Here is a 15,282-nt window from a genome sequence, read left to right as displayed (position 1 = left end):
TTAAAGGGGGGTATTTATGGAACTTTTAAATGCTTTTGGTAGTATATTTAGTATTGTTATAATGATAGCTATTGGATGGTGGCTAACGAAAAAAAATTGGATGGATAAGTCCGGTGCAAAGCTATTCGCAAAAATTGTTATCAATGTAGCGTTACCGGCTTTGATGATTAGCAATCTTATGAAGGACTTTGACAGAGCAAAGCTTTTAAGTTTAGGGAAGGGTATTATAGTTCCAATAATTTCAATAGCTCTTACTTATTTAATTGGCAAGACCTTTGTAAAAGTTTTTAATGTTACGAAAAATAGACGTGGTTCCTTTGCATCTATGTTCTTTGTATCTAATAGCATATTTATTGGATTGCCAGTAAATTTAGCTCTATTTGGTTCAAAATGTGTTCCTTATGTTTTGATATACTATATAGTTAATACTACATTCTTTTGGACTATAGGTGTTTTTGAAATAAGTAAAGATGGGAATGGAGGATCTAATAAATTTGCATCACCGGATACTTTAAAAAGAATATTTTCACCTCCTCTAATGGGATTTGTAGTAGCTATAATATTAATACTTTTAGCTATTCCTGTACCTGCATTCCTAATGGATACTTGTAAATATTTCGGAAATTTAACTACCCCTTTATCTATGTTATTTATAGGTAACACAATTTATTATGTAAATTTAAAAGGAATACGTTTTAATAAGGATATGTGGGGCGTTTTATTAGGAAGATTTATAATATCGCCACTACTGGTAGTGTTAATATGTAAATTCATTCCTTTGCCTCAAATCATGAAAAATATATTTATTATTCAAGCAGCTATGCCAGTAATGACTACTACTGCTATAGTGTCTAAATCTTACGATGCAGATTACCAATATGCTGCTATTATGATTGCTCTATCCACGTTGTTAAGTCTATTTATAATTCCTATATATAAAATACTCCTTTGATAAGATATATGAAACAAAATAAAGAATATATAAAAAGCCTTCTTTTCATTTAAATAAGTGAAAAGAAGGCTTTTTAATAAAACTTTACTTTGTTTCAAAGGCATCTAAAAAAACGCTTGGGAGTTGTCTAGTAACACCATAGGCATGCTCTAGATGGTCCTTTTTCTATATTCATTAGGTGAAACACTTACATATTTCTTGAAGGTGGTACAAAAATGACTTTGACTATTAAACCCGGATTTAGTAGAAATCACATCTAAAGGATAAGAGGAATTATCTAGGATATCTTTTGCCACATTTATTCTATATATGTTTATATATTCACAAAATTTAAAACCGGTATTCACTTTAAAAAGATAACATAGATAGTTACTACTTATATGAATGTGAGTTGCAACTTTTTCTAGGGTTATTTTTTTCTCAATATTTGAGTGGATATAAGCCAAAGCATTGTTTACAATTTCATTTTCTGATGCTTTTTTACCATTATTAATGACTTCCGTGTAGCTTTTAATAATTTTTTCTCCTAAAGAAATTAAGTCTTCCTTCAAATGACAAGTATCCATTAGCTTAAGATTTTTATAGCATAAGTCCTCCAAGCGGATTGAATTGTTAATACAGAAATAGGTGTATATAAAGATATTAATTGAATATATTAGTTTTTTTAATTCATCTGGGCTACTCGACGAAGATAAAAGTATATTTATCTTTTTTATATATATGGCATTGGCAGTTTCTAAGTTGTTATTTCCAATACTTAAGACCAGTTCAGTGTGATTTAGTAAATTTTTCATCGCATCTCCTTAATATTTTTAAAAAAGACAATAATAATTTTAAAAAACCTCTAACTTAAATATATTATAATATAATCAAGAATGATAATCAATATCAATGCAATAAGATAATATAAATTAAGTCTAAAAATGCATTGAAATTATTACCACATGAATGTACAAAATATTTTATATGAGGAGGAAATTGATTTGAAAAATGTAGTTATTATTTATTGGAGCGGAACAGGGAATACAGAGGCTATGGCAGTAGGGATTATGGAAGGGGCAAAAAATGTAGATGCAAACGTTAGACTACTTAATGTGAACGATGCAAAAGTAGAGGACGTAATAAATGCAGATGGAGTAGCTTTGGGATGTCCATCTATGGGCTCAGAGCAGCTTGAGGAATCAGAAATGGAACCATTTATTGAGTCAATTGCGAGCGCAATAAGCGGCAAAAACACTATTTTATTTGGTTCTTATGGATGGGGCAATGGAGAATGGATGGAGGATTGGCAAGAGAGAATGGAAATATATGGTGCTAACATTATAGTAGATGGACTTATAATTAATAACGATTCTGATAAAGAAGGTATTGAAAGGTGTAAGGAAATAGGTGCGTTATTATCAAAAAAATAAAAGTAAACTTAATATGAAGTTGATAGTGTTAACACTATTGTGAAATTAATGGAGGGTGTTTTATGGGAATAGTAGAGTTAAGGGGATTGTTAGAAATTGTAGATGGTTATGATGATTTGGAGTATTTATTTTCAGTAATAATACGTAATGCAGGACCAACTATTAAAAAGCATAAGACATCATCTTTAATTAATTTTAGTAATAGTAATAGAAACTCAAATAACATATGGGAAAGATATAAAGATGAAGTGAAAGCTAAACTAGATATTGATTACTTTGAATTAAAAAAGGATATAACAAATACGTTTGTACTATTTTATAATAAAGAAAAAATCAAGTTAAGTATAAGCGATAATAAAAACATGGAATTTTTAAAAAGATTTGGATACAATGAAAAAATGAATATAAAGGAATGTTTATTGCTTTTAGGCAAAAGATTCGAAAATATGTGCCCACACGAAATTGGGATTTTTTTAGGCTATCCTCTAGAAGATGTAGTATCCTTTGTTGATTATCCAAATGCTAAATGTAAAATGGTAGGTTATTGGAAGGTATATCATGATATTGAAAAAGCAGAAATTATTTTTAATAAATATGATGAAATTAAATTTACCATCATGAGATTAATGATGAAAGGGATGAAACCAACAGAACTATTAAATAAAGATAATCAATTAAAACAAATAGAAGAACAAAAGCGTGGAGAATCTATATTTCAATATATGGAAAGCAAAGATATGTATAGAGTTCAATAATATTAATTAGTATATAGTGAATCTAGAGTAAAATAAACGGTGAATTTTTTTAATAAAATTTCACCGTTTTAACTTTTATATATTTAATTTTAATATCGACTTCAGAAGGAGATAATTAGATTAAATTCCGTTTATGTCTAAATAATGACGATTAATGCATTTTGTATTGAATTATAGATCTTTATGAAATATGATATAAATAAAGCATGCTTAAATAAGGAATAAAACCATATTTATGGATGCAAAAAAATCATAAAACAAAGTTTTTGCTGCAAATGTTGTAAATCAAAGAAGAATGTGGTAAAATAATTCTGAAAGTTGTTATTAATTTAACATTTTTTTTTATTTAAAGTGTATTTATAGGGGGGAAATCTATGAAAAAGAAACATATTATTTTTTTAAGCATTATTGGTGTAATAATACTATCTGGAATTATTGCATATGTAGTTAAGAACAATAAAGATTCAGCAGGTAAGAAAGGTAAAGAAGTAGCTTTATATACAATACCGGCTAAAGAGAAAATATTTGTAAACGGTGTTGTTGTTCCTGAAAAAACGGAAAATATATATAGAGATGAAACAAAAGGAACAATAAATAAGGTTTCGGTTACGAATGGACAAGTAGTAAATAAGGGTGATGCTCTTTTTACATACAGGAACAGTTTGGTTACGGATGAGATAGATAAGGGAAACCAAGAAATTACTAATGCTAACAAGCAAAAAAAGAAATTAGTCGATAAACAAGAAGAAGCAAAACAACTTTTAGAAAAGCAGAAGGAAGAAGCAAAACAACAAGCAGAACAGGCTGGTGTCGATCCCGCTGCCATGGGTGCATCGGCTGCAGCAGGTACTGAGGCTCAAATTAGTGGCTACTCAGATCAAATAGATGCTGTGCAAGCACAAATTGATACTTCAAAAGGGATGCTTAAAAATTCAAAAGAGAAAGAATACACTTATATAAAAGCTCCGATAAATGGAAAAGTAATATTAAATGATTCTAAAGATATGACGAAACCATATATTGTAATAGAGTCTACTACAGTTTATGTAAAAGGAAATATTAATGAAAAGGATCAAACAAAGGTAAAGGAAAATCAAAAAGTGGATATACTTATATTCGCTATAAATAAAACTATAACAGGAAAGGTGAAAAGTGTAGGGAATAGTCCAGCAGCGCCAGATGTAGCGGCTGGAGCGCAAGGTGCTACAGGTGGAGCTTCTGCTGTATCTTATTATGATGCAAATGTATCCTTGGATTCACAAGCAGATGTTATCAATGGCTTTCATGTACAAGCCACAGTGAAACTTAAAGAAGAAGAGATGAAAATACCAAAGAGTGCAATACTTGAGGAAGCTGGAAAGCAATACGTGTTCAAGGTTGTGGATAAAAAGTTGAAAAAACAAGCAATCGCTTATAAAAAAGCTACAACGCCAGAAGTTGTTGTGCTTAGTGGGTTAAAAGAAAGTGATAGTATAGCGAAAACTACTAAAGATATGAAGGAAGGTATTTCTGTTGAGTAATCTTATTGAGTTAACAAATATTAATAAGTATTATAAGTTAAAGGATTCCAAATTACACGTATTGAAGGATATAAATTTAACTATAGAGCAAGGTGACTTTGTTATGATAATGGGGAAATCAGGTAGTGGAAAAACTACACTTTTAAACCTTCTTGGTTTCCTTGATCATTTTGATAATGGAAAATATGCGTTTAATGGCAAGGATGTTACTCATCTTAGTGAAAATGAAAGATCAGAACTTAGAAATAGTTATCTGGGTTTTATATTTCAACAGTTTCATTTGATAGATTCATTGACTATTGGTCAGAATGTTGAACTTCCTTTGCTTTATAAAGAAGGCACTGATGTACCTAAAAAAGAAAGGGCACACCGTGTAGAAAAATATTTAGATACGGTAGGATTGCTTCATAAAGAGAAGCAATCACCTTCACAATTATCTGGAGGACAGCAACAGCGTATTGCGATAGCAAGAGCTCTCATTAACAATCCTTACGTGATTTTAGCTGATGAGCCAACAGGCGCTCTAGACAGTAAAACCAGAGAGGAAATTATGAATATACTAAAGAAACTTAATGAAGAAAATAAAACAATAATAATGGTAACACATGATGACGATTTAACTAAATATGCTAGCAAAGTAATCCATTTAAAAGATGGAGTGATAACAAAGGTGGATTAGATATGTCTATAATAAATTTAATCAAAACTTCAGTATACAGTCTAAAATCACATAAATTAAGGGTTTTTCTCACAATGATAGGAATAATCATAGGTATAAGCTCTGTAATAACCATTATGTCAGTTGGTAATGGGTTAAAGGTAGAGGTAAATAAATCTATGGCGGATACAAGCGCAAATAAAATAAATGTTAATTTTGAACCAGAAAACGTTGATGCGGATTTAACCTTGATTGAACCCTTTAGCAAATCTGATCCATATTCTCTTAAAACAGTGACTGGAGTAGAAAAGGCTGAGGTATCGAAGGGTATGCAAGGAAGCGGAGGAATTATATATGGAGAATGTACATATATTGATAAAGACACACAAAGTGGGATAGAGGATTATGATGGTAAAGATATAAATATTAAGTATGGTCGTTCTTTCAAAAAAGATGAGAATTCTAAAAAGTTAATTATGTTGGATTATAAAGTTGCAGAAAAACTTTTTGAAACTCCAGAAAATGCCATAGGTTGTGGAATAACAGTAAATGGAATTATCTACGAGGTAGTAGGAGTTCTAGAAAAAAAGGCTGAATTCGATCTGACAAGTGGAATAAGTTATATTTCAAAGGAATCAAAAGAAGATATGAATACGGATACCTTTATCTCAAGCTTAGATATTTATCTTAAAGATGGCGAAGATAAAGATAAGGTTTTTGAAAACGTAAAAAAGGAACTTGTTAAGGCTCATCCTAATTTAAAAGGTGAGTATAAGCTTCAGGATCCTCAGGCAATGACTAAGTTGTTTGGACAGATTATTGGGTATTTAACTGCTTTCATAGCATTGATTAGTGGTATTTCCTTATTTGTTGGGGGAATAGGTGTAATGAATATAATGTATGTTTCTGTAACTGAGCGGAAACGAGAAATTGGTATACGTAGGGCTATTGGGGCAAAACCTAAAAGTATATTACTCCAATTTCTTATAGAAGCGATTATGGTGACAGGGCTTGGTGGTTTACTTGGTATATTATTCGGATTTATTTTTTGTAAAATAATTGGTATATTTATGCCATTCCCTCCAGTTATGAGCGGAGAAAGCGTTATAGGAGCAACTGCAATCTCTGTTATAATTGGAATAATTTTTGGAATTATACCAGCAATTAATGCATCGAAAATGGATCCAATTGAGGCTATTTACAATTAAATCTTGGTGAAAGCCATTATTATCTTATTTTAAAAATATATTTATTGGAGGCGAATTATGGAAAACGTTAAAAAACCAAAAGTAGGAGCAGGTATAAAAACAATATCGATTATTCAATTGATTGTTAGTGCGATTGGATTATTTAGTATAAAAAACTTTTCTAAGAAAGATGAACTTAACGCTGCATATAAAGCATTGGATATAGGTATGCCTGAAATCACAAATTTAAGTTTAACTATTGGGTTGGTATTCTCAGTAATATTAGCTATAAGTGTTATTTTGATTTTAATGAAAAAGGAATTAGGAATATATATCTATTTTATTGCTACAGTGGCTCAAATAGCATATACAATTGTAGCTGGTGGAACTAAACCTTGGATGATACTTGTTAGTTTAATAATGCCTGCACTTATGGGATTCTTTATTTGGAAGAAAAGAGAAATATTTAGTACTGACACTAAAACAGAACAGATAGATGTATAGTACCTGTTATTAATAATAACAAAAAATTAATAAATATTAGACTGAAAATCCTGTTAACTCATTATGTTAACAGGATTTTTAGCATTTGACTGTATATGCGTTAATGAAAATAATGTAATAGTAATCAAAAAAGGCTGCCGTCGATAGGCAGCCAGTTAAGGTAATAAAATTAGTTATAATCTGTTGATGTTAAACAATTCTGAAGACAGATATAGTTCCAATAGCCCCAGCTAGACCTGCAAGTACTATACTAATAGGACCATTTGAATTGTTAGCAAATCTAAAAGATTGTCCTGCTGTTGCGGCATAAACCTTGTTAGAGCCATTTACAGTTGGATTTGTTACTAAAATAGATATACCACCAATAACAACTCCACTAGGGGATTCTTCTAAATCAAGTTGTAAAGCAAAGGTTAAAGGATCTGGAGTAACAGCAAACTTCCAGTCGATTACATAAACACCCGTTGTATTAATTGTAAATATACCTGTTGTTGGATCATAACTTAAATCAGGTCCTACAATATCTACAGTATCATAAATAATAGTGCCGCCAACTGGAATTGATATTTTATTTGTTGTTATAACACCATTTGCATACGAATTAAAACTTGGACCAGTAGCTCCAGTAGCTCCGGTTGCTCCAGTTCGTCCAGTTGCACCGGTTGCACCAGTTGCTCCAGTTCGTCCAGTTGCACCGGTTGCACCAGTTGCTCCAGTTCGTCCAGTTGCTCCAGTTGCACCAGTTCGTCCAGTTGCACCAGTTGCACCAGTTGCTCCGGTTGCTCCGGTTGCTCCAGTAGCACCGGTTGCACCAGTTCGTCCAGTAGCTCCAGTTGCTCCAGTAGCACCGGTTGCACCAGTTCGTCCAGTAGCTCCAGTTGCACCAGTAGCCCCAGTTGCTCCAGTTCGTCCAGTTGCACCAGTTGCTCCGGTTCGTCCAGTCGCACCAGTCGCTCCAGTTCGTCCAGTAGCTCCGGTTGCTCCAGTTGCACCAGTTGCACCAGTTGCACCAGTTCGTCCAGTAGCTCCGGTTGCTCCAGTTCGTCCAGTTGCACCAGTTGCTCCGGTTGCACCAGTTCGTCCGGTTGCTCCGGTTCGTCCAGTAGCTCCGGTTGCTCCAGTTGCACCAGTTGCACCAGTTCGTCCAGTAGCTCCGGTTGCTCCAGTTCGTCCAGTTGCACCAGTTGCTCCGGTTGCTCCGGTTGCACCAGTTCGTCCAGTTGCTCCAGTTGCACCAGTTGCACCAGTTGCACCAGTTCGTCCAGTTGCTCCAGTTGCACCAGTTGCTCCAGTTCGTCCAGTTGCTCCGGTTGCACCAGTTCGTCCGGTTGCTCCGGTTCGTCCAGTAGCTCCAGTAGCTCCAGTTGGTCCAACTATGCATTTTATACAGCAAGGATGACAACGATCGTGTTTGTCATCACAGTGTGGTCTATCGTCACAGCGGTCTTTATCATTACAGTGTGGTTTGTCATCACAATTGTGGTTTTTAGGAATTAAAAAGTCATAAGGTTCATATTCATCGTCAGATTGATATTTTTCAGAAGAAAAATCATTGTATTTATTCAATATAGATACCTTCCTTATTAATAATATTTTTTCTATTTAAAGAGCTTGTACTTTCTCTTATTTAAGATGTTCACACTTTCTATACATAATATGCAGATGCCTTGTTTTGTGTTAAAGATATACATTAAAAATTTAGTTGAAAAAGTACTATTCCAATTATTGATGTGAAAATTATTTGTTTTGCAAAAAACAGTTATGTTCGTCATTGATTAAAAATGGTTACTTATATATAATATAAAGATATGGTTAAAAATAGATATTTATTATAGGTTTTAGGAGGAAGTTGGAATGAGACTTATTAGAGAATTTTATGCCAGAGAAGCTTTGCAGGTTGCTAAGGAACTTTTAGGAAAAACACTTGTACATGAAGTTAATGGAGTAAAGTTAAGGGGAAAGATAGTTGAAACAGAAGCATATATTGGATCAATAGATAAGGCTTGCCATGCTTACGGGGGAAAACATACACCAAGACTTGAGACTCTATATGGTATGCCTGGCATCGCATACGTATATTTTATTTATGGGATGTATCATTGCTTTAATGTAATAACAAAAGAAGAAGGAATTGCTGAAGGGGTTTTAATTAGAGCTATTCAGCCAATAGAAGGTCTAGACGAAATGTCAAAGCTAAGATTTAAAAAAGGTTATAATGAATTGACAAAAGCTCAAATTAAAAATTTAACCACAGGCCCATCTAAGCTCTGTATAGCTATGAATATAAATAAAGAAAATAACAAACAGGATTTGTGCATAAGTGAACTATATATTGAAGACGCAGTGGAAAAAGAAAAAATTGAAATTATAGAAGCTAAGAGAATTGGAATTGATTATGCAGAAGAAGCAAAGGACTTTCTATGGAGATTTTACATTAAAAACAATATTTGGGTATCTGTAAAATAGAGCAATTACATCATCTCTAAACTAATCTGGTATTTTTTGAATGGTTCTTAATCCTGTCTTTACAAGATTATAATGCATATCCACCATTTATATACTTCCTTTCGCTAATAAGTATTAAAACTTATATTATAGTTATATGATTATTATTTAAATCTTGGTTAGTTGGCTGAATAGGGAATGTTTCTTTTGATAAGAAAATTGACTATAATAATATTGATATTGAATCATTATAATAAAAATGAAGGGAAGTAATCGGAATGAGTTTTTTATTTAAAGACAATGATAAAAAAGATGGGGTACAAGAAATTAAGTTTGGGAAAATTATAAATAAAAATAGAAAAATTATAAGGGAGGCAACATTTAGAATATTAAGTACTGCAATTATATATAATGATGAAGAAGATTATTATGATACATTGGCAACATGTGTTAATGAAAATAATGTAATAGAAACAATAAGCATAGAGGGATTTGATATACATGAAAATGTAGTAGATCTTAAAGGTGCGTATATTGACTATGAAGAAGATTCAGAAGTAAACTTCACTGGGACAATATACTATTTGTAATTTTATGTAGATTATGAAAAGAATTGAAAAAAATAGAGAGGTTAGTATATCGTATACTAACCTCAATTTGTTATGCCCTTCTATATTCCTTTTTTTATGGGTACTTATTGCTCACATAAGCATATTATAGTATAAAAATTAGAAAGTGGTGATAACAATGTATTTATTTCCATATGATGCATCTTGGATGGTGGCGCAACGGCACATTACTGAGCCTAGGATAATTAGTGAAGCAGAAGTAGATTTAAGAAATATTATGCGGATACTTTGGGAACAACATATTGTCTGGACGAGGATGACAATAACAAGCATAATAAAAGATTTACCAGATGTAGATTTTGTTACTAAGCGACTTCTTCGAAATCCAACAGATTTTAAGTTAGTATTAAAACCTTTCTATGGGGATGAAATTGCTTCTCAATTTAGTGAGTTATTTAAAAGTCATCTTGTCATCGCCGCACAGCTTGTTAAAGCAGCCAAAGCTGGCTATAGTAAAGAGGCAGCAGATGCTGAGAAAAGATGGTACGCAAATGCAGATGAAATCGCAGTTTTCCTTGCTAGAATCAATCCTTATTGGTCTCAAGAAAATTGGAAAATAATGTTATATGAACACTTAGCTATGACCAAAGCAGAGGCAATCGATATACTTACCAACAATTACGAAAGAAGCATCGCAGTATACGATGAAATTGAAAATCAAGCCCTAAAGATGGCAGATGTTATGGCAGAGGGCATTGTTAAACAATTTTCAAAATAAGTTATCAATTCATCTTCTGCAAAGCTGTGCAGCTCTGCAGGAGATAATTTAATTATAAAAAGTATAGATAATTAAAGGCATATAGGGTAAAATTAAAAATATGGCACTTTATGGTTAAACAAAGGAGGAGTATTTTGGAGATTAATCAAATATCACAATTATTAACACAAGCTAATACTAGTGCTAATATTAATGACATAAATAATTCAAGTCAAGTTAATGCTTTGTCACCACAGGCGATAATTTAGGAAAATCCTAATTGAAGTTTATCAGGAATGGAGCAGGAGAAATCCTGTATTTTTTTTTGTGTAGGTTTATAAGGACATGTAATAACTTGAATGATGTAATATGCTATTATTTTTGGAGGCAAAGAATGGAAAACGAAGAAAAGATATGTGACAAAAAGGAAAAGAAACAAAAATATTTGGGAGATAAGGGCTTCATAATGTTTATAGCTTTTTTAAGTGCATTTATCCCATTATCTACAGATATCTATCTACCAGCGCTTCCTAAAATGGTTGAAAGCTTTAACACATCGGAAGGTCTAGTAAATCTTACATTAATATTTTTCTTTATATTTTACGCTGTAGGAACCCTATTTTGGGGACCCCTTAGTGATAAATACGGAAGGAAAAGAGTATTACTTATAGGATTATCTGTATATACTATTGGAAGCATTTTATGTATATTTTCTGTAAATGTTTACCAACTAATTTTTTATCGTATTCTGCAATCAATTGGTTGTGGGGCTGCAACAGCGGTGGCAACAGCTATAGTAAAAGATGTATATAGTGGTAGGAGGAGAGTAACCATAATAGCTTTAGTTCAGTCTATGGGAATGATATCACCTATAATTTCTCCAGTTATAGGAGCAATGATACTAAGTGTTCTTTCTTGGCGTGGAGTATTTGTGGTGCTATCTATAATAGGAGCTTTAGCCTTAGCTGGAAGCATAGCCATGGAAGAGACACTAGAAAAAAGATATACAGGAAGTATATTTAAATCCATAGGAAGGTTAGGCGTAGTTGCAAAAAATAAGAGCTTTATGTCACTTCTTATAATACTTTCACTGATATCTGCTGCTTCTATGTCATTTATATCATCCTCCTCGTATATTTATGTAAATGGCTTTGGATTAAGTGAAAAGGTATATAGTTATTATTTTGCTTTAAACGCGGTGTTTTACCTACTAGGGCCTTTACTATACATTAAATTATCAAAAAATTATCATAGTAATTCAATAATAACTGTCTCATTTATTGTGTTTAGTATAAGTGGGGTATTCATTTGTACGATAGGTAATTTAAGTCCTTTATTTTTTACATTATCATTAATTCCTGCGTCTCTCTTTGGTAACATTATGGCACCTGCAAGAACTAACCTTTTGCTTGAACAGTTACAGGGCGATATTGGTGCAGCATCCTCATTAATGAGTTGCGCAATGACCTTTTATGGTAGTATTGGTATGTTTATAATTTCTTTGAATTTTTCTAATAAAATAGTGGTAATGGGACTAATGCATTTATTAATAGGAATTATAAGCCTTATAGCATGGCTGATTATCTCTAAAAAACCATATATTAGACAGGTAACCTATCATATAGAGGTAGCAAATAAAAATGCTGAGTAATTATTTCAGAAGAGGGGTAAAATAATGGGAATCATTCATATGTTTAATTTATCAACGATGCAATGGATATGTTTAATAATATCGGCTGTCTTAGTAGGCGTTTCAAAGACCGGAATAAGCGGGTTTTTGATGCCTGTTATACCAATTATTGCCAGTGTATTTGGAGGGAAGGAATCTACAGGTGTTATACTTCCTATATTAGTAATAGGGGATGTTTTTGCAGTGTACTATTATAATAGACATGCTAAGTGGGAAAATATAAAAAAACTTTTGCCATGGACAATCATAGGGTTACTACTAGGTGTTATAGTTGGAAACTTTATTAATGATAAACAATTTAAGGCCGTTATATCTATTTCAGTTTTACTTTGCTTAGTCGCTTTAATTTATACTGAAAAAAAAGGTGAAAATATAAAAGTCCCAACAAATAAATGGTTTTATGCAATGGCTGGAATTGCTACTGGCTTTACATCCATGATTGGTAATGCTGCAGGACCTATATTCAGTGTGTATTTGTTAACTATGAACTTCAAAAAAAACGATTTTATGGGCACAACGGCTTGGTTTTTCTTACTTGTTAATTTGGCCAAATTACCATTGCAAATTTTATTCTGGCATAATATTGCCTTTAAGACAGTTTTACTTAGCATTGGTATGGTGCCAGCAATTGCATTAGGAGCCCTTTTAGGGATGCTTATGATTAAAAAAATTAATGAAAAAAACTTCAGATATATTATTATAATCATGACATTTATAGCAGCAGTAAGACTATTGGTATAAATTTAGAAAAAACAGTAATTCGATTTATAATCATATTCTACGCACAAGGATATAGTAGATTTAATGATTTAGATGAAATTTTTTCTTTTCCCAATTTTGATAAATAAAAATTATTAAATAAATGAAAAAGCTGTGAAGTAATTACTTCACAGCTTTTAATATTAGATATAGAATTTTTAATATCCTATACGACAATATTCCCCTAATTTAGCAAAGTTACTATGATAGAATGTTTTTAATAAGAGGGTATGTTACTTAGGAGGAATTATTTATGAGGAAAGTTAAATTTTCAGAACTAATAAATATTGATTCACTAAAAAAGATGGCTGAAAATATTTATGCTGCTGTAGGCATTAATTTTGGAATTGTTGATATAGACGGCACAATTATTATTGCAACGGGATGGCAGGATATATGCACTAAGTTTCATAGAGTTCATCCAGTTACATGCATGCAATGTTCCATTAGTGATCAATATATTAGTGACCATATTATGGATGGTGCATATATCTCTTATAAGTGTCTAAATAATATGAGGGATATTGCATTACCTATTGTTATTTCCGGAGAACATTTGGCTACGATTTTTTTTAGCCAATTTTTTTATGAAGATGAAGTAATAGATAAAGAATATTTTGCAGCACAAGCAATAGAATTAGGGTTTGATGAAAAAGAGTATCTAGATGCGTTAAGCAAGGTGCCTGTTTATTCTAAAAAGAAGGTTGATCATATAATTGAGTATTATTCAGGGCTTATTATGACGCTTGCCGAAAGTGGTTTAAGGCAACTTACGTATGAAAATTCTCAGAATGAACTTGAAAAAAGCCAAAAATATCTAAGCGCAATTTTTAATTCCGTAAGTGATTCAATATTCATTCATGATGTTTATGGAAATATAACGGATGTAAATGGAACTGCTACCACTATGTTTGGTTATTCTCGAAATGAATTAATAAGTATGAATGTATATGATATTATCTCAAAAAAACAGGACAATATTGAGCTTTATATAGATGCATTAAGTAATAAGAAAAACGGTAAGGACCATCTGATACAAGAGTTTATAGTTAAAAATAAAAGTAACAAAGATTTTTGGGTAGAAGTTAATGTTCATGCTACAAAGATTCATGAAGATGAAGTAATTATAGCAACTGTGCGGGATATTACAGAAAGAAAAAAGAATGAATTAGCATTACAGAATGAGGCTGCTGAAATAGAGAAGTTAAGATCTGAATTTTTTGCTAATATTTCTCATGAGCTAAGGACTCCGTTGAATATAATATTAGGTACAATAAAAATCATTGAAATGGGCGTTAATGATGAAAAAAACCCTATTAATAGAGAAAAGATTATTAATAATATAAATATTGAAAAACATAATTGCTTTAGATTGCTAAAATTAATAAACAATTTAATTGATTTAACTAAATTGGATGTAGGTTTTTTTGAACTGAATATGGTTAATTGTAACATTGTTAATATTGTGGAGGAAATTACGTTATCTGTAGCAGAGCATTTTAATAATAATGGCTTAAGTCTCATATTTGATACTGATATAGAGGAAAAGATAGTGGATTGTGATCTAGAAAAAATTGAAAGAATAATGCTTAACATGCTATCCAATGCTATAAAGTTTACAACTCTTGGTGGAAGCATATTTGTTAATATATATGATGGTGAAGAATACATAACTATTTCGATTGAAGACACAGGCATAGGAATACCGGATGACAAGGTAAATCTAATATTCGATAGATTTCGGCAGGCGGATAAATCGTTTACAAGGAAATATGAAGGAAGTGGTATCGGATTATCGCTTGTTAAATCGCTGGTAGAAATACAAGGTGGGACAATAACAGTTGAGAGTAAACATGGAGTTGGTACTAAGTTTTTTATAAAACTTCCTGTTAAGGTATCGAAGCATGATAGCAAAGAAGAAAGTATTAAGTCTATTGATAATAGCATAAACGATTTTGAGCAAAGAATAAAAATTGAGTTTTCAGATGTCTATAAATAGGATATGATGGATAATATTTAATACCTAATCCATTTCGGCAAGTAGAATCTTCAAGAACTCACCTCCACAAAGATA

Annotated in this window: 15 protein-coding genes; 13 read left to right on the top strand and 2 right to left on the bottom strand. The window is 31.9% G+C overall.

Translation table 11 applies throughout. The annotated features are described in order from the left end of the window. The first annotated feature begins 16 nt into the window (after positions 1-16). A complete protein-coding gene (locus tag ACWJKE_RS07985) occupies positions 17-952 on the top strand; it encodes an AEC family transporter (protein ID WP_165413204.1) in 936 nt (311 codons plus the stop codon). Between the two features lie 149 nt (positions 953-1,101). Here the strand turns inward: ACWJKE_RS07985 and ACWJKE_RS07980 are convergent, their stop codons facing one another. After that, positions 1,102-1,746: a helix-turn-helix transcriptional regulator gene (locus tag ACWJKE_RS07980; RefSeq protein ID WP_462959314.1), complete on the bottom strand. Its 645-nt coding sequence runs from the start codon at positions 1,744-1,746 to the stop codon at positions 1,102-1,104. Between the two features lie 189 nt (positions 1,747-1,935). Between ACWJKE_RS07980 and ACWJKE_RS07975 the strand changes: the two genes are divergently transcribed. From ACWJKE_RS07975 to ACWJKE_RS07950, 6 genes are all read left to right on the top strand, one after another. After that, positions 1,936-2,364, top strand: a complete 429-nt coding sequence (locus ACWJKE_RS07975) for a flavodoxin (protein ID WP_462959313.1) — start codon at positions 1,936-1,938, stop codon at positions 2,362-2,364. A gap of 62 nt (positions 2,365-2,426) precedes the next feature. Continuing rightward, complete coding sequence (locus tag ACWJKE_RS07970) at positions 2,427-3,119, top strand: DUF3793 family protein (protein WP_462959312.1); 693 nt, start codon at positions 2,427-2,429, stop codon at positions 3,117-3,119. 374 nt (positions 3,120-3,493) lie between these two features. Continuing rightward, complete coding sequence (locus tag ACWJKE_RS07965) at positions 3,494-4,639, top strand: efflux RND transporter periplasmic adaptor subunit (protein ID WP_462959311.1); 1,146 nt, start codon at positions 3,494-3,496, stop codon at positions 4,637-4,639. Continuing rightward, the gene (locus ACWJKE_RS07960; protein WP_220320425.1) at positions 4,629-5,318 is read left to right on the top strand and encodes an ABC transporter ATP-binding protein; all 690 of its coding nucleotides are present in this window, start codon (positions 4,629-4,631) and stop codon (positions 5,316-5,318) included. Before ACWJKE_RS07965 ends, ACWJKE_RS07960 begins: the two co-directional genes overlap by 11 nt. Positions 5,319-5,320: 2 nt before the next feature. Continuing rightward, positions 5,321-6,505 (top strand): ABC transporter permease, encoded by a 1,185-nt coding sequence (locus ACWJKE_RS07955; protein ID WP_220320402.1) that lies wholly within the window; start codon positions 5,321-5,323, stop codon positions 6,503-6,505. A gap of 57 nt (positions 6,506-6,562) precedes the next feature. Then, positions 6,563-6,988, top strand: coding sequence for a hypothetical protein (locus tag ACWJKE_RS07950; protein WP_220320403.1), 426 nt, complete (start codon positions 6,563-6,565; stop codon positions 6,986-6,988). A 189-nt stretch (positions 6,989-7,177) separates the two neighbouring features. Here the strand turns inward: ACWJKE_RS07950 and ACWJKE_RS07945 are convergent, their stop codons facing one another. Beyond that, positions 7,178-8,554 (bottom strand): complement C1q domain-containing protein, encoded by a 1,377-nt coding sequence (locus ACWJKE_RS07945; protein ID WP_462959310.1) that lies wholly within the window; start codon positions 8,552-8,554, stop codon positions 7,178-7,180. 288 nt (positions 8,555-8,842) lie between these two features. Here ACWJKE_RS07945 and ACWJKE_RS07940 point away from each other — a divergent pair, with 288 nt between their 5' ends. The 6 genes from ACWJKE_RS07940 (at position 8,843) to ACWJKE_RS07915 (ending at position 15,207) form a co-directional block, all read left to right on the top strand. Continuing rightward, complete coding sequence (locus ACWJKE_RS07940) at positions 8,843-9,454, top strand: DNA-3-methyladenine glycosylase (RefSeq protein ID WP_216302856.1); 612 nt, start codon at positions 8,843-8,845, stop codon at positions 9,452-9,454. Positions 9,455-9,711: 257 nt separating this feature from the next. Continuing rightward, entirely contained in the window at positions 9,712-10,023 is a 312-nt protein-coding gene (locus ACWJKE_RS07935) for a hypothetical protein (protein WP_165413217.1), read from the top strand. 157 nt (positions 10,024-10,180) lie between these two features. After that, complete coding sequence (locus ACWJKE_RS07930) at positions 10,181-10,780, top strand: acetylglutamate kinase (protein ID WP_253198159.1); 600 nt, start codon at positions 10,181-10,183, stop codon at positions 10,778-10,780. A 373-nt stretch (positions 10,781-11,153) separates the two neighbouring features. Beyond that, positions 11,154-12,410, top strand: coding sequence for a Bcr/CflA family efflux MFS transporter (locus ACWJKE_RS07925; RefSeq protein ID WP_462959309.1), 1,257 nt, complete (start codon positions 11,154-11,156; stop codon positions 12,408-12,410). Between the two features lie 24 nt (positions 12,411-12,434). Then, positions 12,435-13,190: a sulfite exporter TauE/SafE family protein gene (locus tag ACWJKE_RS07920; protein ID WP_216302854.1), complete on the top strand. Its 756-nt coding sequence runs from the start codon at positions 12,435-12,437 to the stop codon at positions 13,188-13,190. 271 nt (positions 13,191-13,461) lie between these two features. Then, positions 13,462-15,207, top strand: coding sequence for a sensor histidine kinase (locus tag ACWJKE_RS07915; RefSeq protein ID WP_216302853.1), 1,746 nt, complete (start codon positions 13,462-13,464; stop codon positions 15,205-15,207). Positions 15,208-15,282: the final 75 nt, after the last annotated feature.

The sequence above is a fragment of the Clostridium sp. CM036 genome (assembly GCF_055081135.1).
This window is presented reverse-complemented; position numbering and strand designations above follow the sequence as displayed.